Origin of the sequence: Clostridium sp. (assembly GCF_036781005.1) — a bacterium.
GTDB lineage: Bacteria > Bacillota > Clostridia > Clostridiales > Clostridiaceae > Clostridium_B.
Map to the genome: position 1 here is coordinate 1 of NZ_DAIQBT010000016.1, position 24,278 is coordinate 24,278.

Consider the following 24,278-nt stretch of genomic DNA (forward strand, 5'->3'; position numbering starts at 1 on the left):
TTCCACCAATTCAGTTAAATAATCATAATCTATTTTCACATCCTTAACATGAGTCATTCTTAACTCAATTTGATAAAAAGGAATTTTCTTTTCTTTTGATATATGTTGTTTAAGCTCATTGGTTAAAACTGTAGTAAGCATGGTTTCCTCTTCACTTGTCATCCCTAATTTTTCAACTAACTCATCAGGATTTTCGTAATTGAAACCTACTGCATTTCCATCAACTTCTTCAGGTGCATATTGTTTTAATTTAGCCATACCAGCATTATAATCACGCAGCAAATCAAGCATATATTCTTTTTGCTTCTCAGAAGGTGGTAATTGTTGAAACTCATTAGTCAAGCTGTCTAATTTCTCAACAACCTCTTTGACTTCATTAAATACATCTTCAAAAGATTTAGCTATAATACCATCCTCTTGGTTAGATTCACGTTGTTCATCTTCTGATAAAATTGCGGAAGCTTTATTAGCATAAACTGCGAGAGCTTCATTCATCAACTTCTCATTTTGAGCAGGCCAACGATAATTTACAATATGCCCCCAAGGTTTTTCTTGCATATCAGCAATACGATTTGTTCTTGAATAGGCTTGAATAAGTCCAGCCCCTCTAAGTGTTCTATCTACATAAAGGGTATTAAGTTCTGGAGCATCAAATCCAGTTAAAAGTTGATCTACCACAATCACAATATCTAAGAACTTCTTGTCTTTAGCAGTTTTATCCAACCGACTGGTAACATCTTGTGTATATCCTGCTACATCATCCATACCAAAGCTTGTACCAAATTCTTTGTTGTAAGCTTTAATAGCATCATGTAAGCCTTGATTAGTGGCAAGCATACTATCATTATTAGATGAGTTTAGGCTAAATGTAACTGCTACTTTTAATATTTGTCCACCATTCTTCATATTTTCAGCATTTACCCGTTGAAATTCATTAAAATACATCATTGCCATTGGAGTACTGGCTTTCCCACCTCCAACATGAGTGGTAAAAAGTGCATTATACTTTCCTTCATTTGAACGATTTCGCCAGTTTTTGAAAATATCTTCAACTACTAATTTGATGTGATCCGAATTTTCATCATAGAAACTTGGTTCAACCGCATCATCCATATCTTCTTGACTTAGATTATTAATCTTTTCTATAATTTTTTCTTCAGACCACTTCGGATAACGTTCTCTATAAAAAATTGGTAGATATTTTAATTTCATTTGTTTTTCATCAATTGTTGTTTCAAAATCCACTTTAAAGCCCAGAACATTTCTATCTGCAATTGCTTCACGAATGGTATAAGCGTGTAACAATGGTCCAAAAATATCTTCTGTTCGCAAACCACTAGTAGTTTCATCAAACATGGGCGTCCCTGTATAACCGATCCAAGCAGATCTTTTAAAAGCCTTTTGTATCTTTTCAAAATTTTCACTACCAGTTGAACGGTGTGCCTCATCCACAATAAATACAATATTTTTTTCAGGTGCTTTAAAAGATTTACGTTTCACTAAGGTATCAAGCTTTTGAACAGAAGTAACAACGATATTATTATCTTTACTCTTTAATTTCCGACTCAAGTCAGTAGTATTATATGTATTTTCAACACTACCAACCATATCTTCACTTGCATCTGGATCATATGCACTATAATTTTCATTTGTTTGCTTTGTTAAAGCAATTCTATCTACTACGAATACAACTTTATCAATTTTTGGCATGCGACTTGCAAGCCAAGCTGTTTTGAAACTAGTGATAGTTTTTCCTGAACCTGTGGTATGCCAGATATACCCTACTTTATTTGTGCCGAGTTCAAAATCAACTTGTTTTAAATTTTCAATTACATTCTGGGTAGCATATACTTGATATGGACGCATTACCTTTAACATTTGATTATTTTTTGTACCATCCAAAATCATATAATTAGTAGCCATCTGATGTGCCATTGGAATACTTAGCATTGAATCAGCAAACTCTTTCCAATTACGCACAATCCTATTATCACTTTTACGCTGCCAGTTAAAAGCAAAATCCTTATTAAACTTATCCGATGTGGTATTCGCCATATACTTCACGTTATTTGGCGTAATTGCCACTAATATTTGTAAAGTTGAAAAAATATCACCATATTGGTTTTCTTCAGAATATTGATGCATTTGATTTAGTGCTTCATTGACATCGTGTGTATCACGTTTTTCTTCAATTTGTATGATAGGTAAACCATTAATAAGAAGTGTCGTATCAAAACGACGATTTTGTTTTCCACTTATAATTGCAGGGCGTTCAATTTGATTAACTACTTGATACACTGTATCTCCGGCACCAATTTGTTTTTGATCGAAGACCGTTAAAAACACGTGACGACCATCATCTAAATCAATTTCGATTTGCGATACACCATTAAGTCCATATAAAAATTGTCCAGCTTCATATGGTGTTTGAATACCAGATATAATCTTTTTAACTTGATTAAATTCCACAGTACTTAGTGGATGATCAAGGGTATTTTGATTGTGCCTCTCAAGAATCTCTTTAAAGTTATCCCAAAGTTTTTCTGTAGTTTTAATTTTTGGTTCATACTTCCACAGCTTTGTTTTTACAACGTAATCAGCAGATGTTTCACTAATCACAAAGTCACCGATTCCTTCTAGGTGTTCAGGCTTAGTTATGGTTCCACTGGTAATATATTGTATTAATTCAGTTTCAAATTGCTCTTCATTCATTTCTCACTCGCCTCTTCTAACTTGGATAATCTGATTTTTGTTTCAAGTTCTGCTGCTCTATTTCTAAGGGTTTGCAGCCTTAACTGATTAAAATAGACTTGTCCTATAATTTTTTGCTTATCTATGGAAGGTATTTTTGGTATTTCAAGCTCTTTAAGTTGCTTGAGAGTATACTTTAAAACCTGTGAGCCTTGCAGTCCTAGTACAAACTGTTTCTTGATTGTTTTGTTTTCATTAATAAGATAAACCAAAAACTTTGAATCAATGTTTTTGCCAGGTAATAACTTAACGTAGTTTTGCGTATAAAGGTATCCCTGGTGCTCTTTTCTTACCATTGTTGCAATTCCCGTGATTAAACTAAAAACCACATCACCCTGGCATAAGGTATTTACTTTATCATTGGTTCTGACTTGTTTATTGTCCACATTTTTTGAAATAATACCTACTAAATCACCTGTTAAATCCATTTGACTATAATAAGTAAAAAGTGGTGTTTTCTCATCAAACGCCTCATTAATTCTAAACTGAGGTGATCCACTTACTAATCTAACCAATTCACTTAACTTTTTCATAAAATATTGTGCCTTTCTAAAATTAACTTTATTTACTATGATGTAATCATAACACAAAAGAAATTTTATTACAACTATCAAAAATGTAATTTTTTAAAATTACATTTTTGATAGTTGTTTCACTAATTACTCTCGCTAAAAAGCAAACACACCTCTAGTGCATTTTTATTATTCGGCCTTAATTTTAATGAAATAATTTAGCCTAACCAACATATTAATTTTAACAAAAAACGATGAAAGCCACTGATTTCAGTGACTTTCCATTATATAAACTTTTTACATTAAACTGTCCATACGTCAGATGGTAAACCAATCACTCATTGATATTTCTCCTTTCCGTACCGTTCAATTGCCCTCTGTGTATACTCTTGAACAAAGTCGGCTTTCCGCTCTGTGTATCCATCCCGGTTATACTGAAACGGTTTCCAAAGGGACAGCTTCAACTGCTCATAATCCTTTGCAATTTCAGGATGTTCATTTAGATAATCCCGAAAATACAGTTCGTCGTGATCGTCGAATTTTCTCAAGTGCAGATGGAATACCCGCTCAGCAAAGCCGTCCGGTGTGTATCCTTTGTTAAAGTCCATGCGGGTTTCACTCTGCGCCATACAAAGATAGCCATTCTCTAACAAAAGTTCCTTTATTGTTTGATGAGCCTTGAGCGGAGCATCTACTAAAATGTCAACGATTGGTTTTGCCCAGATTCCTTTTATAGCTGTACTTCCAATATGATAAATTCGAATCGTCTTCGGCAAAAATGAGAACAAAAACTCCTGTTCTTCATAATACCAGTCCGTCCAGTATTCCTTGTGATCCGTCAACTGAATGGGAAATAGCTCCCACAATTCCTCAAGCTTCATTTTAGACAAGGGTTTACACATCAGAACACCCGCTTTCAATATAAGCTTTTGTTTCGTCCTGCTGGTATTCTGTAATCAAATGCGACGCCCACCTAAAAAGTTGCTCGGAAAGCCTTTCAAAGTCAACCTGAGTTAAATCAGTCTGTTGTTTTAGGACAATCGCAGTTTCAAGTATTTCACGTTCCGGTTGCTGCAGAACCGGAAGCAGTTCCGTTTTTCTCTTTCGGTAGGTTCCCATCTGAAGATATGAAATCGCCTGGACAGTAAAAACCGCTGATTTATATAGTGCTTTCAGCATCTCCCTGTCCTTTTCATGAACCATGTTGTGTCCGCACATGTGGTAAATATTGCAGGCTCCGATTCGGACGGAACGTCGGACATCTTCTTTGCCAATCAATTCTTTCAAAAAATCTATACTGCCGAGAATCGGTATCGTATCATAATAAAACTGAAACAAATCTGAGCGTTCCCAGTTCTTCAGTTCCTGAAGGCCAGAAATAAAGCCGCATATTTTCTCTCGGTTGGGAAGCGAATCCAGCATAATTCCATATGCTTTTAAATCCTCAGGTTCTGCATGGTCAAGTATCACAACCATGTCAATATCGCTGCTATCCGTCGCTTCTTCGCGGCCGTAACTGCCCTGCAGCCCGACGAGCACCAGCCGGTAACCGAACAGGTGTTTGAGTTTATTTAAGTATTGCTGCATCCATGTAATAATATCAACTTGCATGGCTTCTCTTCTCCTTTTAATTTTATAGTAATTCATTCATCCTTAGCTGGTCCAATGGCTGTTGGCAAAGGCTATCTGTCTATACAGTATGCAAGCCTGCCTCAAACAAACTCATGGTGTGTTTTGGCCGGATTGATGGTACAGGTAAAAAATTGAAACCATAACGAACTAAGAGTTTTACGAGATGGAATATAAGATACCCTGTTACTTGTAATTAATATTTTAGCTTTTATATGATCCATTTTCTTTTTCTAGTTCAATCCCAGGTAAAATCACTTTAATACATCAGGTAATTTATATTTAACCATTTCAATACAACTAGTATTATTTTCCAATGTTTGTGTAGTAATTTTAATAGGCTTAGCAAATATAGTTGGATAATCAACTTCATCATATTTTGCACGAATCGGAAATGCCAGTTGTTCTCCGTCTATTAAAAATTGAGCATTCTTACCATTTGTATTACCACGAGCATCTATTCTAATCCACTTGTTTATACTTGAAAGAAAAACTGCATTTAAAGCATGTATACAATATCCTGTCTCTGGAGTATCACCTAAAGTCAATCTTTGATAGCAAAAACCAGTTGGAATACCTTGACACCTTAATAGTGCAGCCAACAACATTGACTTTGCATAACAGATTCCTTCCTTATGCTTCAGCACTTCTGATGCAGTTCTTGTTACTATCTCACTTTGAATATCCCAGGAATGTGAAATTTCATCCCGAACATATTCAAAAGCAATTTTTATTTTTTGAATTTCATCCAAATTATCACTAAACAATTCTTTAACTTTATTTTGTATAATTTTTTTGTCAAAATCAACATATTTATCAGCTAATACATAATTTGATAAATCTTCATGTTCTAATATAAAATTCATTTCTTTTGGCAGTATTTTATTTTGTCTTCGTTCTTCTATGGCTTTTATTGTATCCATATTAGTCTCCTCCTCAAATTTGAACAACACTCTACTTACTTTTTCATACCCTCAATCATTCCAATAGACTTCAAGCACATATATAAATTCCCCTGTATATAAGGTTAATCAAAAAGCTCTTTGTGATTAACAGCTATATTACTGGTTGAACTAATTTTTATATTAAAACTACCCTTAGCCTTTTCACCAACAATTCTAATTATATATTTTCCATCTTTAGGAGTTGTAAAACTTAAATTTGTTTTCTCATTAGATTCAGTCTTAGTAATAATATTATAATTTGGATCTAATACTACAACATAGAATTTACCTTTACTAATTTTTAATATTATAAAACTTTAAATTCTATATCCATACATTTGCCTCCGTCAAATTACTATTTTATATTACTCAATTTTAAATTGGAATTTGTCTAATCATTTAAAATCCATAAAGTAATTTTGCAAATCCAAACTCATTAAATAAAAGAAAACGTCCCATAAACATTACAACTATATAAATGATGGGTTCACATTTACAGCAATCACATGATTCAGGTTCATTTTTTATTACATAAACAAACATTTTATATATACCATATCCAATGAGTCCACCTATCGTATTCAATATTAAATCATCAATATCAGTACTTCTATTGTTTAATAATTGGGTGACTTCTATAAACATTGAGAATAAAAATCCTGATACCAGAATATAGAGCACTTTATCGTATTTTTTCCACAAAAAAGGAAGTATAATACCAAAAGGAATAAAAAGTAACATGTTTTGTAAATATGCCACTATATCAATTTCATTAGAAAATGGCATAAAGTTTAGATTTTGCGTTATTTCAAAGCGATAATAAAGTATATCATATAAAGTTCCTGTTCCTGTAAAATGAAATACGGAAATTATATAAATTGCAAAAGCAATAGTAATTCCACAATTAATTCTTGATGTTAATATACCTTTACGTTTATTCATATTATTGAATATCAAGAAAGTCACAATAAAAGGAACAAAAGCTGTCAAAAATTCATATCCAATAAAAAGCAAATTATCCATAGAATTTACCTCCAAATTACTATTCACTATCCTATAATTGTTTTCATAAAAACATCAGCAGCCATATTATCATTATACCTTACTGTTTTCACAAATCCATTTTTCTGATAAAGCTTAATTGCTCTTTCACTGCTGCTTAATGTATCTAGGTACATTTCTTTAAAACCTTTGTAAATTAAATCAAATGATACATTATGTTTTCCATCCTCCTGTAAGAATACTCTTTACTTTACAATGATTTGCACTTGTAACGTAGATTAATAACATCTGGATAAGGTGTTAATGTTTATCTATTAATCTCTGTATAGATATTATTGATTTATCCGTTTTTGATGCTTTTATGCCAATCATATCTATATTAATACTTTTCTTTTTTAAAGTTTTTCTGAGTATTTCAATGAAAATACCTTTGTATAGCTTTTTAAGAATACTGCCGGAGCCATTTTATAGAGAAAACCAACTGTAGTTATTTCTTAATAATAAAGAGTAGAAACTTATTACGTAGAGAAGTCATGACAATAATCATATACTTTCACTTATCAGCTTATAGAAATTTCAAAGCCTATTATACAAAGTATGTATCAACTGTTCTAAGACCCTATTTCCCTGAGCTTGTAAGCTATACCAGATTTGTAGAATTAATGTATGAAGCATTTGTTCCACTACTATTATATATGACAAAGTTTAGAAATGGCAAGTGTACAGGAATTTCTTTTATTAATACTTTTACTAGCATCAATGAGAAGCTTGCAATACTAATATATAAGCTTTTCATTATAAATTTAAAATTCTATAGGTATTTTTAAATTAAATTATCCGAACACTAAAAAATGAATATTTATTGACTCTCCAGTAATATGCATTATAGGATATTAGCCCTTCTAAACAAATTTAATTAATTTACCTTCTTTGTGATTCTATAGGATATTTCTCTTGTCAAATTTCGCGGTATAAATCTAATAATAAAAGTCAACAGCCTATTTATGAAACCATGAATTACAACCGGTCGCCCTTTCATAAGTTCTCTGTATCCATAAGATGCTACGTCCCTGGCTTGTGCTACCTTAAGGGTTTTAAAAGCTTTAGAATTTTGTAATGATGCCACATCATAAAATGCAGTTTGTGTAGCTCCGGGACAAAGAGCTGTGACTGTTACTCCACTATCCTTAAGTTCTTTTGATAGTGCCTCTGAAAAAGAAAGTATAAATGCTTTTGATGCAGCATATATTGACTGAAATGGAACTGGCTGAAATGCTGCTGTGGATGCTAGATTTAATATTTTCCCATTTCCTCGTTCAACCATAGGTTTCAAAAACAATCTTGTCATGTGAATAACAGCAACAATATTAAGCTGTATCATAGAATATTGTTTGTTCCAGTTACTATCTACAAAGTCGCCAAAATCTCCGAATCCTGCACTATTTACCAATATGTCTATACGCTTGTTATTGGCAAACAAAGTTTCGTATATTTCTTCAGGGGCATCTTTGACTGAGAGATCCTTTGGAATTACTTCAACTGAAATTTGGTATTGTTTCTCTAGTTCTTTTTTAATTGTTTCAAGTTTCTCTTTACTTCTGGCCACAAGTACCAAATTGTACTTTTCTGTGGCAAAAGCATGTGTAAGTTCGTAACCAATCCCACTAGTAGCACCAGTTATCAACACGCTTTTTTGCATAAATGTTCCACCTGCTTTCCAATTTCAACAGAACAAATTCTCCATTGTTTTAATATAACGTGAGTTCAAAAATTCAACGTTATTTATGGTTAACTTTACCATGCATTACAATTTCTTTAAAACTTTATGCGAATATATTCTTCTATTGATGCATACATAAAATTTTGTAAAATCTATAAAGGAAATTCCTATACACTTTCCAGTTCTGAACTTCAATTAAATGAATATGTTACCTTATGTTATGTAGTGTAAAATATATAACATAAAGTAACAACTACTTTGTCCCTTATTATAAATTTACTTAAATTACCTATACTTACCTATTTTTTTACTAAAATGAGTAGTTTATGAGGTTGGGTAATTATCGATACGTCTTACGGTAGGGTCAATTCCCAAAAGACCAGCTAGATTATTCCCAAAAATCTTATGCTTATCTTCGTCAGTTAAAGGTAAATAGCCATATTGCCATTGTAACTCTTCAGGAATCTGGAAGTCACGCAGACCCATAACTGCCGCACCGATCTGTGCCCCATATCCAGCACTATCTGTACCCCAAATGATACGGTCTGGGCCAGCAAAACGGAGTGCTTCTCCCAAGATTTTTGCAAATTTATAAGGTGCAGTAATCGCCCACGGTACAAGTAAGCTCAAACACAGGTATACATTTGGATGCCCCATAGCTACCATATTGAGATCATCACAATATGGATAACCCATATGGAATGCTACCAACTTGAGAGCTGGAAAATCACGGGCAACATCATCTAATTGAATAGGTAAACAATATTTACTCTTTCCAGGTGGTACCCATGAAAATCCTGTATGAATGTCTAAAACAATCCCGAGTTCTTCAGCTCTTTTATAAAACGGCCAAAGATCTGGATCGTTAATAAAGGTATCTTCCGGTGGGTAATATTTGAAAATTTTTGCACCACGCTCTACCCAGTATTCCATTTCCCAAATAGCATTAGTAATACCACGGTGTTTAATAGGAGAAAGATTGGGCTCAATAATAAAACGGTTGGGATGTGTTTCTACAGCTTTCCATGTGTCACCATTTGTACACCAACGACTGGAGAAACCTGTGGTGTCCATCATAGATTCAGGTAAAAGACAAGCAATGTCCACACCATATTTATCCATTGCACGTATAATGTTTTCAGGGTCAGTGCTTTTTTGCATTTCCCAAGGTTCCAATATATCGGAATACTTTTTAGGCATACCCTGCAATATAGGTCTCATAATACCATCAATAGCACGCCACCACATCTTCACTCCTGGAAAATGGTTTACTGACTCCATATCTCCAATTAAATGACATTCAGGATCAATTTTAAAGAAACTATCATTAAAATATTTTTCATTCATTCTATATGCTCCCTTCCTTAAATTTGAGGTAAATTTAATCTTTTATCCATAAAGCGTTTTGAATGTACATCCATTAAGCCATTATCCTGCCAAAGCTCCGGATAATATTTTTCAAATCCAGCGGTTGGATTCACAGAACAGCGAATCCAGCGTGGCTCAAATAAATTCATATAACATCGCTGACAGCGTATGCATTTTATGATATCTTCACAACGCCCGACTTTTACTTTTGCTGGCCAATAGGGGTCTGCAATAGATTGACGACCAAGAGAAATTAAATCAGTTTTACCACTAGTAATTGCTGCAGCTGCTGTTTCAGGGTTGATAAAGTTAGGGGTAATCACAGGCATGCCGCCACTGGCTTTTTTGAAACCGGGTGCCCAACGTGTAAAGTCGTCTTCGCCATCTGGAGCAAATCCTGCCCCAGGATTTTCATAGCAACCCTGTGAGACATTAAAATAGTTTGCACCTGCATCGCTAAAAAATTTTACCAGTTTACATACTTCTTCATGATCTAAACCACCTGGCATTAATTCGTTGCCTGAAAGACGGCAACCTAATGTTTTATCAGGACCGACTTTTTTACGGATACGTTCAATAATATTTGTAACCACCCGTGCACGATTTTCAGTATTGCCACCATATAAATCGGTACGATGGTTGGAGCGCGGTGATAAAAATTGATGCAGTAGATACCCATGAGGTGTGTGAAGTTCTACACCATCATAGCCTAGCTTGTAGGCAGCACACGCTTGTTCCACCATAAAGTCCTCCATTTGTTCAATTTCGGCAATAGTTAGTTCACGAGGCGTATGACCTTTGGCACTATGAAAAAATTCAGGACTTTGTTTTGCTAAAGATTCAAAAGCTACTTTTTTAACTTTTTCGTATTCTTCATCGCTAAGACTTTTGAGTTTTTCGATACCACCAAGATCCTCAATCAATGTAATGCCAATTCGTTTAAATTGCTTTGCCCACCCGTGACTTAGATTACGCAGATCCATTTCAAGTGGAATGGCTGACGGTGCACCAGAAGCAATATTATTATGCACCATATCGGGATGACCTTGTCGTCCCCATCCGGGAGAGAGCTGCATGAAGATTTTTGTGCCCTTGTAAGAGTGAACAACATCTGCTATTTGGCTCAGATAGCGATATTTTTTCTGACTGTCTAGCAAAAGAGGATTAAGTGAATCGCTGCCGCGCCACGGATAGGGATTTGCTACCACGCATTCTGTAATAATAAGGCCAAATCCACCTCTTGCACGCGTAGCATACCAAGCATTTGACTGTTCACTAGCATATCCATCTGGGTCAGTATAACCCATATTCATTGGTGACATCACAATTCTGTTTTTTAATTCTACATTACCTATTTGAATAGGCTCAAATAATATGTCAGTATTCACTTTATAACCTCCTAATTTAATTTGATTACTCTCGGAAATTCTATGACATCTCAGTTTACTCGATTTTCATTTCTAAGATTCCTTGGAGTTTCCCCCTAAAATTTATAAATATTTTCTAACTTTCTAATGACCTTTTAGCGAAGAAGTAGAGCTATAGATGCATATAAGCCTTTTTCCAGAATTCAAGGGAACTGCTGACTCCTAGTGGAGTTATAATAAATATACTAACTGTATCACTTTGTATGCTGTGTCCAATTAAACTAATGCTTTAAATCTTAGTAGAGTTATATAAAATATGAAGAATAATATGATTATATTATTAAACTTTGACATACTGTTTCATAATGACCAGGCAGAACGAGATATTCGTATGACTAAGGTAAATCAATGAGTTTCTGGTACATTTAGAAAATCCAAACTATGGTGTTAGTCTGGCTGGATAGTTATTACAAGAATTAAATCGTAAATGTTAGCTATAGTGTAAGTACCATTTTTTAAGTCTTTTTAATAAGGTTTATTTGTTATGTCTGTTTTTAATGATTTCATTACAAAAATCAGAGATAAATCAAACTGTATAAAATTTTATCATTTACTCATTAGTTTCCAAGAGCATCTAATTCCAAATGTTAGATAATTGACATTTGTTACTTTTAAGTCTATGATATTTTTAATACTAGTACAAGAGTCAAAATATTACTATTTGATATATAAGAGACACAAATGTTAATATGTACCTAAAAAGGAGAATACTTTATGAAAAATAAAAATGATTTGAGGATTATACGAACATACAAGTTATTAACAGAAGCCTTTATGCAGCTCATGAGTGAGAAACATTTTGAAAATATAACAGTAAATGAATTGTGTGATAGAGCGATGATTCGCAGAACAACATTTTATAAGCATTTCGCAGACAAATATGAGTTTTTTGGATTTTTTGTTCAGCAATTACAGACTGATTTTGATAAAAAAAGCCCTACTTCCTCAGAATATCAAAATGCATCCTCTTTTTATATCAGTATTATCTGCCACATGCTGGATTTTTTAAAGGAACACGAACAATTGGCTCATATGGCATCTGGTAGTAATTTGATTTTTACACTTCTTAATATACTTTCAGAAAAAATTATATTTGATATTACGGAGAAAATTAAAATTAGTGCAAAGAATGGAATAACTATACCCACATCTCCTGAAATAATGGCATCATTTTTTACTGGTGCTTTGATATATACTGTCAAATGGTGGCTTACCCAGAAAAAGTATTTATCAGAAGAAAATTTAATTGAAGAAGTAGAAAAAATCCTTTCTGCTTGGGACAAGTGTTAAGGATAATCAACCTATAGAATTAAACTGAGTTATATGAATTGAAAAATTAATAGCTTTAAGAACTTAACTTATGCTAGAGCAGAACATAATTATAAAAGTATAAAGCGAATTGAAACTAAACTCCAATTTGCTTTATACTCATTCGTTTTATTCTAACATATTAAACTTTTTTATAACTCTATACCTGTACTATATTTTCTTGTGAAATATCTTTCTGTAATAATTTACTATTTTTATATTTCATAAAAGCAATTCTAGCAGAGTATAGTGTAATTCCTATTGGTAACCAAAATTGTCCAAACTTAAGCTCATTTTGTAAATAAGGAAGCATAAGATCCCAACCTAATCCTTTTAAATTCAACATCTTTAACGCTATAGTCATATGTCTGAATGGCCATAGACTATTAAGAGCATCTGACATTCCACTTGGCAACAAATAATCTGGAAATATAATACCACAGGTCAGAAATATAACTATATTTATCATATTAAAAAATAGTATAAAGTAACCAAGGTTATCCATAACTGATGCAAAAATTAATCCCATAGCTGTAAGGTTAATAAAAAATAAATACATTACAACAATATATATTAATATATCACCACGAAGAGGTACACAGAATAATTTATCAAGAATGCATAAGCAAGTAAAAATTAATATAGTACATAAAGTAGAATATAGTAATATTCTTACTATAAGACCGAGTATAGCTTTTACACCTTCTCTTGAACGTATCTTAATTTGTGCAAATTGCTCTTTCTTTTTCAATAAAGCAGGTACTAAAAGTAATGGTACAAAAAACCCTTGATTAACCAAAGACACCAAAGTATAAATTAAATATCTAAGATAACTACTTTGCGGCTCATAAAGTACACGTTCAACATAGGAAAAGTTTAAAACAGTTTGTTTAGATAAATATGGGACCATACCATTCCCTTGAAAAACGTTTATTTGAGCACCAGCATTTATTGTACTTAAAACCTGACTAGCATATCCCAAAGTACTGGATTCTTTAGGAAGACTAGTTCCATCTATTAGTAATAAAGCACTAGGTGATTTTGCCAAACTTACATCTTTTTCAAAATGTTTAGGTATTATTATACCTCCATTTACTCTACGATCTTTTATTGCTTTTTCAAGTTCAGTATCCGAATCTGCGTAATAATTAACATTTAAACCTGGTTGAATTTTAAGTTGTTGTATAACAGTTCTTGACAAATGTGAATTATCTTTATCAACTACTCCAAAGGGTATATTTTCGATATAAGGATTAGACATGGCATAACCGAAAATAAGTGATCCTAAAATAGTGAGTATAATAGTCTTAACAATAGGATTTATTTCTTTTTTTAATAGTTTTAGAAAAAGCGTCATTATATTATCACCTCTGCATCTTGACTATTGATGGTACTATTTTTGTTACTTATTTTAATATTCCTAAGTCTTTTAGTCTCTTTAATTTTATATAAGAGGAATGTAACCACCCACATAAAAATTACAAATTTAGTAAGCCAAAATATATTAGGTAAGTTATCTTGAAAACTCCCCCCTATAAGTGATAAATCTCTTAGGGGTATGGCATAGTAGTAAAATGGAATATATTTAGCTATTATAGGAATACTATCAGGCATAGCTACAGTTGGAAACGTGTATCCAACCAAAAATAGAGTTATAGCTATTGGACCTACAAAGCCTAGTGCATTTAACTGATTTCCATTATACAAGATACTTAAAAACACTCCCAAGAATGTCATTCCAATACAAAAGAGAATAGTTAACACAATTGCTGCCTCAACAGAACCCCTATAAGGCAGACCAAAATATTTGCAGTAAATTTCCAGAATAATAAAAACTGAAATTGATGCCAGAAGTCCAACCATAATACCTTTAATCCATATTTTTTTATAGCTATTACCTTTGTTTATTAATAAAATTACGACTATAATCATTCCGACTTGAATGGTATTGATTGAAAATCCTGGAATAAAAAAATTAAACATATTTTCAGTAGGGTTTCCTATGATTCTAGAATTATAACGTATTGGATTGATGTAACTTGCAGCTACTTCTGGCATTAATCCGAATTGTCCCTCTGCTACACCTATTAAATATGCTGATTTAATAGTGCCCAGAATCTGTGCAACTCTTGTTTTACTAGAAGAAGTCATGGTCATTTGAGTTCCGTCATAAACAACCATAATTTTGGAATCTTTCCCATCAGTTAGATCCTTTGAAAAATGTTTAGGAATAATAAATCCTATAGCTACCTTTCCTTTGTCTATTAAATCTTTAACATCATTATCAATCTGACTATATGCAACTACATTAAATTTTGAATTTGTCTTTATTTCCCTAATAAAAGCTTGAGTTGATAAAGAGTTATCATGATCTACAATAATAGTTGGAATTTTGCTAAGTGAATGAGCACTAAATTCAAATGCTAAAATAATAGAACCCCCAATGCCAAGTATTATAAACATTAAAATAGGAATTACCATATACTTAAATCTTAATATTTTTTCTTTCATGATAATCATCACTTCTTTCCAAAGTCAACAAATGCTGTCATTCCTGCATGGAGTGGTTTATTCATATTAATTAATTCAACTTTAACTCCATAGGATAATATATCAAATTCCCCATTATCATTTGTTGCTCTTTTAACTGCAAAATCAGCATCCTTATTAATTCTAACTATTTTACCTTTAAATTGTTGATTAGGATAAGACGAAAGTTTTATAGATACTTCTCCATTTAACTTCACTTTTGAAAGATCTGTTTCTTTTACATTACATTCAATCCAAGGTGCAATTGTATTTGTCATTACTAGAAGAGGCATTCCTGTAGATACAAGTTCACCAACCTCTACATTTAATTGATTTACAATTCCATCTGCTGGTGCTGTGATTGTTGTATCAGCTATGTAACTTTGTACTTCATCTTGTCCACTTTCAGCTTGTTTAATTTGAGCTTGATATCCCTGTATTGTTGCATCTGCTTGATTTACTTGTGCTTGTAATGCTGCTATATCTTCAGGTCTTGACCCATCTTTGGCAATATTATATTGATTTTCTGCCACATCCATAGATGTTTGAGTCTTATCTAAATCCTCTTTAGTTGCATAGCCTTTACTATATAACTCATTTACCCTATCATATGTAGCTTTGGCTAAATCGTATTGAGCCTTAGCTTCATCAATTTCCTCCGGTCTTGCTCCATTTTGAGCCTTCTGAAGTTGTGCTTGTGCTGTTGATTTTGCTGCTTCTGCTGCTTTCATTTGTCCAGTGGCTGCATCGATTTGAGCTTTTGATTGAGCTTCCTTTGCAACTAGAGAACTATTATCTATAGTTATTAAAACTTGTCCACTTTTTATACTGTCACCTTCATCTATATTTATAGCTGTTATTTTTCCTGCAACTTTTGAATTTATATTTATTTCTTTAGTTTCTATGTTTCCTTGAACAATTAAATGGTCGCTTTGCTGTTTTACTATTTTATCTCCTGTCAAAACAGCATTTTTACTACAACCTGAAAGCAACCCTGTTGTAATTGTTAGAGCTAATAATACTCCAATTTTTTTTCTTTTCATGTAAATCCTCCTAAACCAACTAATATATTTGCTTATAAGAACCTGTTAGTTAAACGTTGTCTAATTTTTACAAGTGATTCATGTAGAATTTTCATCTGTTCTTCTGGTAAAACGCCTAATAAAGATGCTATAATATTTTCTTTATCTGGTAATATCTCAGCTAAAATTTTCTTACCCTCTTCTGTTATAATAATCTTTGTATACCTCCTATCATTTTCATCTTCCTGTCGTATGACAATTCCTTTTGCTGTCATTCTATCAATTAAAGTTGTTACACTAGGTTTCTTTACTCCTAATTTCTTACTAAGAGTAGATGAAGTACTTCCTTCATCACCACATAAATATAAATAATATAGAACTTTGAATTGTACCTGTGTTAATTCAAACTTTTTATATCCTTCTTCACCAATTTTATTTATTAATTCTGATACTTTAACTATCTCTTCAATTACCTCGAAATTTAATTCCATTGGATCAATCTTAATTAAATCGGTATCTTTCTTATTCATAAACAACACTCCTAAAATGTTTTTTCATATTACTTTTCTAATATTATCAATTTAATATATTGATAATTATATAACCAATAGTTAGTATAATTAATAGTTAGGTTTACTAATTATTAGTTATACTAATCATTATACACACTATTACATTAGTTGCAATATCAATAATTGGAAATTATCATTATGTTGTGTCTGAAAACATAAAGTTGCACCAAAACTAAGTTAATAGTTTTTAATATTTCTGCTGCCTCAGCCTTTATTTTACAATAATAATTATTACCAAGGCTAGATTTAAGTTTAGAATCCAAGATCCAGTACTTATTTTTGCTGCTATTTATACCATATTGTTGCCTGAATATCCTCAATGCTTCCTTTACACTCAACAGCACAACCTACTATAATCCTTTTTACTGCCTTTTTATCTATATTAATTGGCGTAGTTCAAATATGGTTAAATACGCTGACCTACGGACAGTAAAAGAGAAAATATTGTTTACAACAAAAGAAATTCGGAACCAGCTGATAAAAACAAAAAAGACTGCTTTTTAAATATAAAAACACTTATTGTTAATTTAGATAATGAACCGAAAAATAGCATCCATAACTCAATTTTGACTTGTTATTTATTTCAAATACCCTAATTCTATGAAAAGTCTCGAAAATTTCCTGTTTTTGTGGTATAGTGAATATGCTGTAAATCAGCCAAATTAAATTTTAGGAGATTGCTGTTTGAAGAAAAACAACACCTTGGAGATTGTAGCGTAAACTGGAGGTTTGCGTAATACTATCTCACACAAACCTCCCAATATTGACGGTCAACAATTTTCAGGAGGAAAAACAATGAATAAAAATGACTATATTATCCGCTTAGAAACTCTCGCGGATTACCACGAGGTGGAAAACCTAACCAGAGAGGCATTCTGGAATGTATATCGACCCGGTTGCTCCGAGCATTATGTTCTTCATTGCTATCGCAATAGGTATGATTTTGTGCCGGATCTTGATTTTGTTATGGAGAAGGACGGTAGAATCATCGGTCATGTGATGTATGTACGCACGACACTGCAAACTGATGATGGACGAAATATTCCAATTATGACATTTGGCCCTATCAGCATAGTGCCAGAATATAAGCGGAAGGGCTACGGTAAAGCACTGCTGGACTATTCTTTGGATAAAGCAAAATCACTCGGTGTAGGAGCCGTTTGCATGGAAGGAAATATTGACTTCTATGGTAAATCCGGCTTTGTTGTTGCCAGTACGAAAGGGATTCACTATTATGCAGAGCCAAGAGATTCGGAAGTTCCATACTTTCTACTCAAGGAACTGAAGGATGACTTTCTTGACGATGTTACCGGCACGTATCATACACCGCAAGGATACTTCGTTGATGAAAATGAGGTTGAAGAGTTCGATTCTCATTTTCCAGCAAAAGAAAAAAAGGTACTTCCCGGACAGCTCTGGTAACCAAATAAGAAATTGAAGATGAGCATCTGTCAGAAATGGCAGGTGCTTTTCTTATGCCCATTTTGGGAGATTATCTCATTTTATCACACGTGTTGATTAACTACTGTTTACCATAAACAAATTTGACAAAAAAGCCTATACCGTTACAGGTAAAAACTTTTCTCATTTAATTAAAGATACGACACACTTTTAACACCAGAGTTTAAAATGTACCCCCTTTATTAAAAGAACCTCCTTAAAAATTCTTTTAATCTATTTATTTAACATCCATATTGTATAATTCAATATACCTGCAAATGACACCCATAATATGTATGGTATCATTAGATAAGCTGCCAATTTATCTGATTTATTAAATTCAAAAGTTGTCATAATAATACTTACCAGTAAGAGTAATAGTTCAAAAAAAGCTACACCATAAAGCTTGAATCTGAAAAAAATAATTGGCCAGAACAAATTCAATATTAACTGTAAAGCATATAATGTTAATGCTTTTGTAATATCTTCTCCCTGTTTTCCTCTAAGCCATATTCTATATGCTGCTATTGCCATAAGCAAAAACAAAATTATCCACACTATAGGAAATACCCAATTTGGTGGAGAAAATGGTGGTTTATTAAATTGCATATATGTTTTTGAATTAGACATTCCTAAAAAACTACTAAGCAATCCTATTCCTTCTGCTATTATAATGCTTATAATAAGATTACTAATACTTTTCTCTCCATTTACTTTAAACACACTATAAACCATAAAAACACCCCTAAAAATAATTATATTATAACAAGAGAATTTTATTCATTTGAGTATACGGTTTGCAGTCGTTAACATCTTCAAATTCGCTACCAAAACTCAGATAAAATGCCCCTCTAATATTATCTTTCCAATATTTATTTTCTTTCATACCCTTATCTGCTATTATTTCTAATTCCATTTTTTTCTCCTTCTTATAAATTTATAATTAGAGCACAATTTCCTACTACTTAGAGCCTATCCCTAAACATAAATTTATCAGTGATACAAAAATAGTATCCTATATCATGTAATATCATAGATATTCATATAAAAAATTAATATAATAGAATATTTTAGAAGGATTTTACTACAATTTGTAGAATATTAAATTTTATGTGAATAAAAAGTGGAATTTGTCTATTTTTTATAATTTTTACAGTCGTAAATATACCTATAAATAAGTGTTTTGCATCTATTAATTAACATCACTAGTAATTTCAATAATTCTATCTTTGACAAAATTAAATAGGTTCATTATTGAAATTATTAATTTTACTGTGTCTATAAATATTATCATATTTTCTAACTTGTGGTATATACTATAAAATACTCTTAGTTATAGACTGTAAAAATGATCTAATTTCAGAAAGGAGAACATATTATGGATCAGAATAACATAATAACTAGAAAATTAACTTCATCAGCTTTCCAACGCCAAATTTTCGAAGAGTTACTGGATTTTTTTAGAATAATTGGTATTATGGAGACCAGTGGTTCCGAATTTCAAAAGAGAGAGCCTACAAAACTCATAGAATATTTTACAACAGAAGAACTATATAGTGAATCTATAAATCAGCTTAAAGAATTAATTGTTCTATATCCTAAATTAACCTTTTTAAATTATTTAACTAACTTAATTGAAGTATTTAATTCTCAAGGTGGAAATGGAAACTTACTTTTAAATTCATATTTGGATTTTTCAGATTTAAAGAAATCATATTTAAAAGAAAGTAATTACAGCAGCACTAATATCCTTTTAAAAGCAGATAGAGAAAATGTATATATTGAAAGTACAGATACCTTTATAGAGGAATCACCCGATTTGAAAGAATATTTTGATGATATTGTAATAGATAAGAAATTCATGACTTCTGCAATGAATGTTTGCAAAGAAGTTAGAAATCAAGGAAGAAACTTTACTGCAGATGAGACAAGTTCAATATGGTTTTCATACTCTTTACTAAAAAAAGGTTATACCTTGGACTATGGATATACTGGTCTTGGAACCTCGGGATTTAGAAAGTGGCATCAAACTCTTATATTCAGCACTGATCCAGGGGATGATCACATAAGAATAACAGCTATGGATAAAAAATTAATGGATGGTGTAGCTGTTCATGTGGAACATATAGATAGAGATATGGTTACGGATAAAAATAAAGTAGAGGCTTACAGACTTCCTGCAGCAATTAATGCTGTAAAGGTTCGGTTGCATATATCAGATGATGCTCCTGTTACTGCTTTTATAGGAAGACCGGTATTTGAAAATGGCTATCCGGACATACAAGCTAAAGGTTACGTTACCAAAGAAAATTTTGATATGGACAAACTTAAGTCAGTTCATATGACGGCTAGTGCATGTAATACAATGTTTCAAAATGGTGTATGTGACTGTAAGGTAGCTATTGAAAGAATGCAAGTGTCAGATGCCATTGAGTTTATGAAAAGTGTTGTTGGCAATGTTATGAGAGATTCAACAAAGCAAACCTTAGCAGCTGCATTTAATATAAATACCCCAATATTTGATGATGTATATTCTAATACTGAAATAACAAAACCTTTTGAAATTGCAAAACTAGGTATAAAAATAGCTGTTGCAGGAGGATTTGACAGAATAACCTGGGATGGTGCAGATTCGATTCATGTACCAAGTATTCCTGTAATAAATCAAATGACTCACAGAGAATTTGTAGAATTAGTGCATACTGCACATGAGAATGGTTTACAAACATACTTTTCAGCAGGACTTACAGTAGAGGATATTGAAAAATGTGTGATTACTGGAGTTGATGGACTTGGAATAGGTACTAGCCTTCATTATATGGATAAGCAAACACATTTAATGGGAGCTTTTGACCCAAAAGCAATCTTAAGCACTCTAGAAAAGAGAAATGAAATAGAAAATTCCGTTTTAGGAAAATCGGCTCTTTTCCTTGCCAAGCTCGATAGAATCTATTATGAGAAAACTATTCATGAAGATGAAGATAAAATAAGAATAGACTTATATAATGTACTTTTAAATCAAGATATAAAAAATGCTGCTATATTATTAAAAGACCCTTGTCTAAAAAGAGTTAAGGAAATATCTTACGAAGGTCCAAACAATGTTTTAGGTAGAGCTATAAGAAGTATTAATTTTTATATTTCACTAATAGATAAAAAAGTTCCACTTTCTGAGGAGCAAGTTCAAATATATGAAACAATAGGCGGGATGCTTTCTAAAAATGACGTTTCGGGTTTACAAAAAATCTTTCAAAATCAAGGGGTGAACATATAATGATTAACAGTATAAAAATCCAAGGAACTATATCTTTCGATCCCAAAACTAACATCTGGAGTGAATCCGGTAATGGTTGGAGAATTAATATGTCAGATCAAAATAAAGTGAAAATTCTCTTTAATGAGTCAATTATGTTTGACGTTTCAAATCCATCTGCCTTAAATAATTACAGCCTTATATTAAGCAACATAAATAATAATGGAAATATTTCAGCTTATGACCTTAATCAAGATGGTTTTTGTATGAAATGTGACAATTATACTGATTTTACTTGCATGGCTTCCTTTTTGATTGAAGGTACAAAGGCTAATTGTGTCCCAGATGATAGAGATCTCACAAATGAAGAAAGTGTTACCGACATATATGCAGCAGGATTACTATTTGATTATGAGGCAAAATATGGTTTTGTAAGTGTAATGGGTTCTGCAAGTATAAACTCGAATGAGAGATTAGATGGACATATTGATGTATTAAATCAACATCTTTCAAGTTTAAACAACAATGTAGAAGCCGAATCAGATTCCCTGACAAAAAAGTCATTATCTTCGAATGTTGATAGAATCCGTAGAAGAATAAAAAGACAAAAAGATATAAGAAGAAACTCTAGTAAGTACTGGAATTCCGCAAAAGAATTTGGTATGTTATGGGGAAAATATGCCGCAACAGATCAGGAAAAATCTCTTGGTGGTTGTTATGTTCCACTTTGCACAGGAGGAGGCCCTGGCATAATGAGAGCTGTAGCTGAGGGAGGAAGAAGTCAGAATGCACAAGTAATTGGTATAGATTGTCAATTTGGCATTGATAATTTCTTTAATTTAAAAGATAGTTATACTATCTACTCTAACATGAGGCTAAGAATGAATAATTTTTCAATAAGAGAAGGTATGATGTTAAATTACTCTCATGTAATTCTCTTTTGGCCAGGTGGTTATGGCACTTTATGGGAAGTTGCAGAGACTCTATCTAAAATTCAAACCATGCATCTTAGAAGACACAGAGTCAAAGCAATATTTGTTCACAGGGAATATTGGGAACCTCTATTCAAATTAGTGGAGCATATGAGAGAATATGGGACAGTTAATAGTTATGGAGACAGAATAAAAATTCCTGGAGTGGATGATAACCTTCCAGATGATGCTTATATTGCAGAGGTTGTTGACACGGCACAAGAGGCATTTTCGAAGACCAGAAGTTTTGTGGAAGAACTTTATAAAAGGAATGAACTTGAATTAGGGAGGATATAAGAAATGGTTGATTTTGAAAAAGAAAAAGCATTAGCAGCAAAGGAAGCATCTAAACTCATCGGAGATGGAATGGTAGTTGGAGTAGGTAGTGGTACCACAACGGCTTATTTTATAAAGTATCTAGGAGAGCAAGTGAGAAATGGCCTTAATATTATAGCTGTTCCAACCTCTAATGTAACTTCTAAGTTATGCAAACAAGAAGGAATTCCTGTGGTAGATGCCAATGTACCTTTAAAAATTGATATAACAGTTGATGGAGCAGATGAATTTGATTCTACATTAACACTCATAAAAGGCGGTGGAGGGGACCTATTACATGAAAAAATTATTGCTTCTGCAACAAAAAGAGAAATTATTATTGTAGATTCAAGAAAATATGTTAAAAAGTTAGGTGAAAGTTTTCCTCTTCCAGTAGAAGTTATACCTTTTTCTTGGCCTAAAGTTGCCCAGCATATAAAAAAATACAAAGGAACACCAATTTTACGCTTAAATCCAGACAAAAGTCCATTTATAACTGATGAGGGGAACTATATTCTAGATTGTAAATTTAATGAAATAAATAATCCAGAGGAACTTAACGAAGTTCTTACAAATATTGTTGGCCTCGTTGAAAATGGTTTGTTCATTAACCTTGCTACTGAAGTAATTATGGCACAAGGAGATAAAATAGTCTATTTTAATAAAAAACACAAGTTAAACAAAGTAATTGAAGAAGATGTACAAAAAAACACAATAAATAAGCTATTCGATAAAATTGATCAAGTTATTAAAAAGGGTGAAAAGCCTGTAGTTGAGATTGATCTTGATTTAACAGCTTTTGATCCAGCCAACAGAACAATAAAAGCCTTAAAGGCAGCAGGAAGCAAGTATAATATATCTGAATTCTTAAATCCAGAAACAAATTTTGATTTGCTTCCAGGCTATACTCGTGAGGCGTGGACTAATTTCTTGTGTAGAAATAAACTTTCGGAGAAATATCCACATCTTAAATGGCTTGGCTATAAGGATGCCACAGGTGATGAAACAAATGTTTATTCTGTTTTTCATACAACCTATTGGACCACAGAATGGCTAATTGAAGATACCTTAGTTGCCGGTATTGTGGATTTTGTAAAAGAAATAGAGCAAAAGGGGGCAGTTGCCTTATTTATTTCAGGTAGATGGGATCCTCTACAGTTTACTCCATCAAGAGAAGTACTAATAAGAGGTGGAATATCCAATCCAGTTCTGCTTATAGGTAATCCTCAACATGATAAGATAAGTGATGCTGAAAGCAAGGCCTTAAAGCAAGAAGAAATACGCAAAGACTATGGTACACCTGTAGCAATAATAGATGATAGAATTGATAACAGAGCTGCAGTTTGTAATGCGAATCCAGGAATTGATATGTTAAGTATAGGTATCTCCATACCTGATTTCACATACGATGAAGAAGTTACAGGTATTTCATTGAAGATATCTACATTTGAAAATTATTTGTCTAAAGAAAGATAATACACATAATTATTTTGAATACTTTATCAAGTGATTCTT

At 32.4% G+C, this 24,278-nt stretch carries 21 protein-coding genes and 2 pseudogenes; 6 read left to right on the plus strand and 17 right to left on the minus strand.

All coding sequences use genetic code 11. The annotated features are described in order from the left end of the window. From V7Q02_RS08205 to V7Q02_RS08235, 7 genes are all read right to left on the minus strand, one after another. The coding region (locus V7Q02_RS08205; protein WP_333860527.1) for a type I restriction endonuclease subunit R, EcoR124 family at positions 1 to 2,712 on the minus strand (2,712 nt) is incomplete at its 3' end. After that, positions 2,709 to 3,284, minus strand: coding sequence for a restriction endonuclease subunit S (locus V7Q02_RS08210; RefSeq protein ID WP_333860528.1), 576 nt, complete (start codon positions 3,282 to 3,284; stop codon positions 2,709 to 2,711). The genes V7Q02_RS08205 and V7Q02_RS08210, both read right to left, overlap by 4 nt. Positions 3,285 to 3,601: 317 nt before the next feature. Then, a complete protein-coding gene (locus V7Q02_RS08215; protein WP_333860529.1) occupies positions 3,602 to 4,144 on the minus strand; it encodes a GrpB family protein in 543 nt (180 codons plus the stop codon). Positions 4,145 to 4,157: 13 nt separating this feature from the next. Next, on the minus strand, positions 4,158 to 4,874 hold the full coding sequence (locus tag V7Q02_RS08220; protein WP_333860530.1) for a nucleotidyltransferase domain-containing protein: 717 nt from the start codon (positions 4,872 to 4,874) through the stop codon (positions 4,158 to 4,160). Positions 4,875 to 5,146: 272 nt separating this feature from the next. Then, positions 5,147 to 5,815 carry a transglutaminase-like domain-containing protein gene (locus V7Q02_RS08225; protein ID WP_333860531.1) on the minus strand — a complete coding sequence of 223 codons (669 nt, stop codon included), beginning with the start codon at positions 5,813 to 5,815 and terminating at the stop codon, positions 5,147 to 5,149. A 420-nt stretch (positions 5,816 to 6,235) separates the two neighbouring features. Further along, positions 6,236 to 6,859 carry a VanZ family protein gene (locus V7Q02_RS08230; RefSeq protein ID WP_333860532.1) on the minus strand — a complete coding sequence of 208 codons (624 nt, stop codon included), beginning with the start codon at positions 6,857 to 6,859 and terminating at the stop codon, positions 6,236 to 6,238. Positions 6,860 to 6,885: 26 nt separating this feature from the next. Further along, the gene (locus V7Q02_RS08235) at positions 6,886 to 7,014 is read right to left on the minus strand and encodes a hypothetical protein (protein ID WP_333860533.1); all 129 of its coding nucleotides are present in this window, start codon (positions 7,012 to 7,014) and stop codon (positions 6,886 to 6,888) included. Between the two features lie 348 nt (positions 7,015 to 7,362). On the opposite strand from V7Q02_RS08235, the pseudogene V7Q02_RS15930 reads away from it, so the two are divergent. Next, positions 7,363 to 7,590 (plus strand): annotated as a pseudogene (locus V7Q02_RS15930) (IS982 family transposase); the annotation flags it as partial. Between the two features lie 164 nt (positions 7,591 to 7,754). Here the strand turns inward: V7Q02_RS15930 and V7Q02_RS08240 are convergent. The 4 genes and pseudogenes from V7Q02_RS08240 to V7Q02_RS08255 all read right to left on the minus strand — a co-directional run bounded on the left by V7Q02_RS08240 (position 7,755) and on the right by V7Q02_RS08255 (position 11,314). Further along, positions 7,755 to 8,537, minus strand: a complete 783-nt coding sequence (locus V7Q02_RS08240; RefSeq protein WP_333860534.1) for an SDR family NAD(P)-dependent oxidoreductase — start codon at positions 8,535 to 8,537, stop codon at positions 7,755 to 7,757. 114 nt (positions 8,538 to 8,651) lie between these two features. After that, a pseudogene (locus tag V7Q02_RS08245) lies at positions 8,652 to 8,753 on the minus strand (transposase); the annotation flags it as partial. A 129-nt stretch (positions 8,754 to 8,882) separates the two neighbouring features. Beyond that, positions 8,883 to 9,905, minus strand: coding sequence for an amidohydrolase family protein (locus V7Q02_RS08250; protein WP_333860535.1), 1,023 nt, complete (start codon positions 9,903 to 9,905; stop codon positions 8,883 to 8,885). A 17-nt stretch (positions 9,906 to 9,922) separates the two neighbouring features. Further along, positions 9,923 to 11,314, minus strand: coding sequence for an NADH:flavin oxidoreductase (locus V7Q02_RS08255; protein WP_333860536.1), 1,392 nt, complete (start codon positions 11,312 to 11,314; stop codon positions 9,923 to 9,925). A 753-nt stretch (positions 11,315 to 12,067) separates the two neighbouring features. On the opposite strand from V7Q02_RS08255, the gene V7Q02_RS08260 reads away from it, so the two are divergent. Then, the gene (locus tag V7Q02_RS08260) at positions 12,068 to 12,643 is read left to right on the plus strand and encodes a TetR/AcrR family transcriptional regulator (protein WP_333860537.1); all 576 of its coding nucleotides are present in this window, start codon (positions 12,068 to 12,070) and stop codon (positions 12,641 to 12,643) included. 178 nt (positions 12,644 to 12,821) lie between these two features. Here the strand turns inward: V7Q02_RS08260 and V7Q02_RS08265 are convergent, their stop codons facing one another. Genes V7Q02_RS08265 through V7Q02_RS08280 form a run of 4 tightly spaced genes read right to left on the minus strand, consistent with a single transcriptional unit; the run spans position 12,822 to position 16,742 of the window. Then, positions 12,822 to 14,018: an ABC transporter permease gene (locus V7Q02_RS08265; protein WP_333860538.1), complete on the minus strand. Its 1,197-nt coding sequence runs from the start codon at positions 14,016 to 14,018 to the stop codon at positions 12,822 to 12,824. After that, complete coding sequence (locus tag V7Q02_RS08270; protein ID WP_333860539.1) at positions 14,018 to 15,172, minus strand: ABC transporter permease; 1,155 nt, start codon at positions 15,170 to 15,172, stop codon at positions 14,018 to 14,020. The genes V7Q02_RS08265 and V7Q02_RS08270 overlap by 1 nt, the downstream gene beginning before the upstream one ends. Positions 15,173 to 15,180: 8 nt before the next feature. After that, positions 15,181 to 16,233, minus strand: a complete 1,053-nt coding sequence (locus V7Q02_RS08275; RefSeq protein WP_333860540.1) for an HlyD family secretion protein — start codon at positions 16,231 to 16,233, stop codon at positions 15,181 to 15,183. A gap of 32 nt (positions 16,234 to 16,265) precedes the next feature. Beyond that, complete coding sequence (locus tag V7Q02_RS08280) at positions 16,266 to 16,742, minus strand: MarR family winged helix-turn-helix transcriptional regulator (protein WP_333860541.1); 477 nt, start codon at positions 16,740 to 16,742, stop codon at positions 16,266 to 16,268. A gap of 837 nt (positions 16,743 to 17,579) precedes the next feature. Between V7Q02_RS08280 and V7Q02_RS08285 the strand changes: the two genes are divergently transcribed. Then, on the plus strand, positions 17,580 to 18,206 hold the full coding sequence (locus V7Q02_RS08285) for a GNAT family N-acetyltransferase (RefSeq protein ID WP_333860542.1): 627 nt from the start codon (positions 17,580 to 17,582) through the stop codon (positions 18,204 to 18,206). Positions 18,207 to 18,458: 252 nt separating this feature from the next. On the opposite strand, the gene V7Q02_RS08290 is transcribed toward V7Q02_RS08285, so the two are convergent. Next, on the minus strand, positions 18,459 to 18,959 hold the full coding sequence (locus V7Q02_RS08290) for a TspO/MBR family protein (RefSeq protein ID WP_333860543.1): 501 nt from the start codon (positions 18,957 to 18,959) through the stop codon (positions 18,459 to 18,461). 25 nt (positions 18,960 to 18,984) lie between these two features. Then, positions 18,985 to 19,140, minus strand: coding sequence for a hypothetical protein (locus V7Q02_RS08295; RefSeq protein ID WP_333860544.1), 156 nt, complete (start codon positions 19,138 to 19,140; stop codon positions 18,985 to 18,987). A gap of 462 nt (positions 19,141 to 19,602) precedes the next feature. Here V7Q02_RS08295 and V7Q02_RS08300 point away from each other — a divergent pair, with 462 nt between their 5' ends. From V7Q02_RS08300 to rpiA, 3 genes are read left to right on the plus strand one after another with little or no spacing between them, the layout of a single operon-like run. After that, entirely contained in the window at positions 19,603 to 21,498 is a 1,896-nt protein-coding gene (locus tag V7Q02_RS08300; RefSeq protein ID WP_279146073.1) for a hypothetical protein, read from the plus strand. Then, on the plus strand, positions 21,498 to 22,745 hold the full coding sequence (locus V7Q02_RS08305) for an LOG family protein (RefSeq protein ID WP_279146071.1): 1,248 nt from the start codon (positions 21,498 to 21,500) through the stop codon (positions 22,743 to 22,745). Before V7Q02_RS08300 ends, V7Q02_RS08305 begins: the two co-directional genes overlap by 1 nt. A gap of 3 nt (positions 22,746 to 22,748) precedes the next feature. Further along, entirely contained in the window at positions 22,749 to 24,239 is a 1,491-nt protein-coding gene (gene rpiA, locus V7Q02_RS08310; protein WP_333860545.1) for a ribose-5-phosphate isomerase RpiA, read from the plus strand. The last annotated feature ends 39 nt before the right edge of the window (positions 24,240 to 24,278 follow it).

Bases quoted from the DNA above. Each gene is read 5' to 3' on its own strand.
- V7Q02_RS08210 (WP_333860528.1), bottom strand. From the start codon at position 3,284: ATGAAAAAGTTAAGTGAATTGGTTAGATTAGTAAGTGGATCACCTCAG.
- V7Q02_RS08215 (WP_333860529.1), bottom strand. From the start codon at position 4,144: ATGAAGCTTGAGGAATTGTGGGAGCTATTTCCCATTCAGTTGACGGAT.
- V7Q02_RS08220 (WP_333860530.1), bottom strand. From the start codon at position 4,874: ATGCAAGTTGATATTATTACATGGATGCAGCAATACTTAAATAAACTC.
- V7Q02_RS08225 (WP_333860531.1), bottom strand. From the start codon at position 5,815: ATGGATACAATAAAAGCCATAGAAGAACGAAGACAAAATAAAATACTG.
- V7Q02_RS08230 (WP_333860532.1), bottom strand. From the start codon at position 6,859: ATGGATAATTTGCTTTTTATTGGATATGAATTTTTGACAGCTTTTGTT.
- V7Q02_RS08235 (WP_333860533.1), bottom strand. From the start codon at position 7,014: ATGTACCTAGATACATTAAGCAGCAGTGAAAGAGCAATTAAGCTTTAT.
- V7Q02_RS08240 (WP_333860534.1), bottom strand. From the start codon at position 8,537: ATGCAAAAAAGCGTGTTGATAACTGGTGCTACTAGTGGGATTGGTTAC.
- V7Q02_RS08250 (WP_333860535.1), bottom strand. From the start codon at position 9,905: ATGAATGAAAAATATTTTAATGATAGTTTCTTTAAAATTGATCCTGAA.
- V7Q02_RS08260 (WP_333860537.1), top strand. From the start codon at position 12,068: ATGAAAAATAAAAATGATTTGAGGATTATACGAACATACAAGTTATTA.
- V7Q02_RS08265 (WP_333860538.1), bottom strand. From the start codon at position 14,018: ATGACGCTTTTTCTAAAACTATTAAAAAAAGAAATAAATCCTATTGTT.
- V7Q02_RS08270 (WP_333860539.1), bottom strand. From the start codon at position 15,172: ATGAAAGAAAAAATATTAAGATTTAAGTATATGGTAATTCCTATTTTA.
- V7Q02_RS08275 (WP_333860540.1), bottom strand. From the start codon at position 16,233: ATGAAAAGAAAAAAAATTGGAGTATTATTAGCTCTAACAATTACAACA.
- V7Q02_RS08280 (WP_333860541.1), bottom strand. From the start codon at position 16,742: ATGAATAAGAAAGATACCGATTTAATTAAGATTGATCCAATGGAATTA.
- V7Q02_RS08285 (WP_333860542.1), top strand. From the start codon at position 17,580: ATGAATAAAAATGACTATATTATCCGCTTAGAAACTCTCGCGGATTAC.
- V7Q02_RS08290 (WP_333860543.1), bottom strand. From the start codon at position 18,959: ATGGTTTATAGTGTGTTTAAAGTAAATGGAGAGAAAAGTATTAGTAAT.
- V7Q02_RS08295 (WP_333860544.1), bottom strand. From the start codon at position 19,140: ATGGAATTAGAAATAATAGCAGATAAGGGTATGAAAGAAAATAAATAT.
- V7Q02_RS08300 (WP_279146073.1), top strand. From the start codon at position 19,603: ATGGATCAGAATAACATAATAACTAGAAAATTAACTTCATCAGCTTTC.
- V7Q02_RS08305 (WP_279146071.1), top strand. From the start codon at position 21,498: ATGATTAACAGTATAAAAATCCAAGGAACTATATCTTTCGATCCCAAA.
- rpiA (WP_333860545.1), top strand. From the start codon at position 22,749: ATGGTTGATTTTGAAAAAGAAAAAGCATTAGCAGCAAAGGAAGCATCT.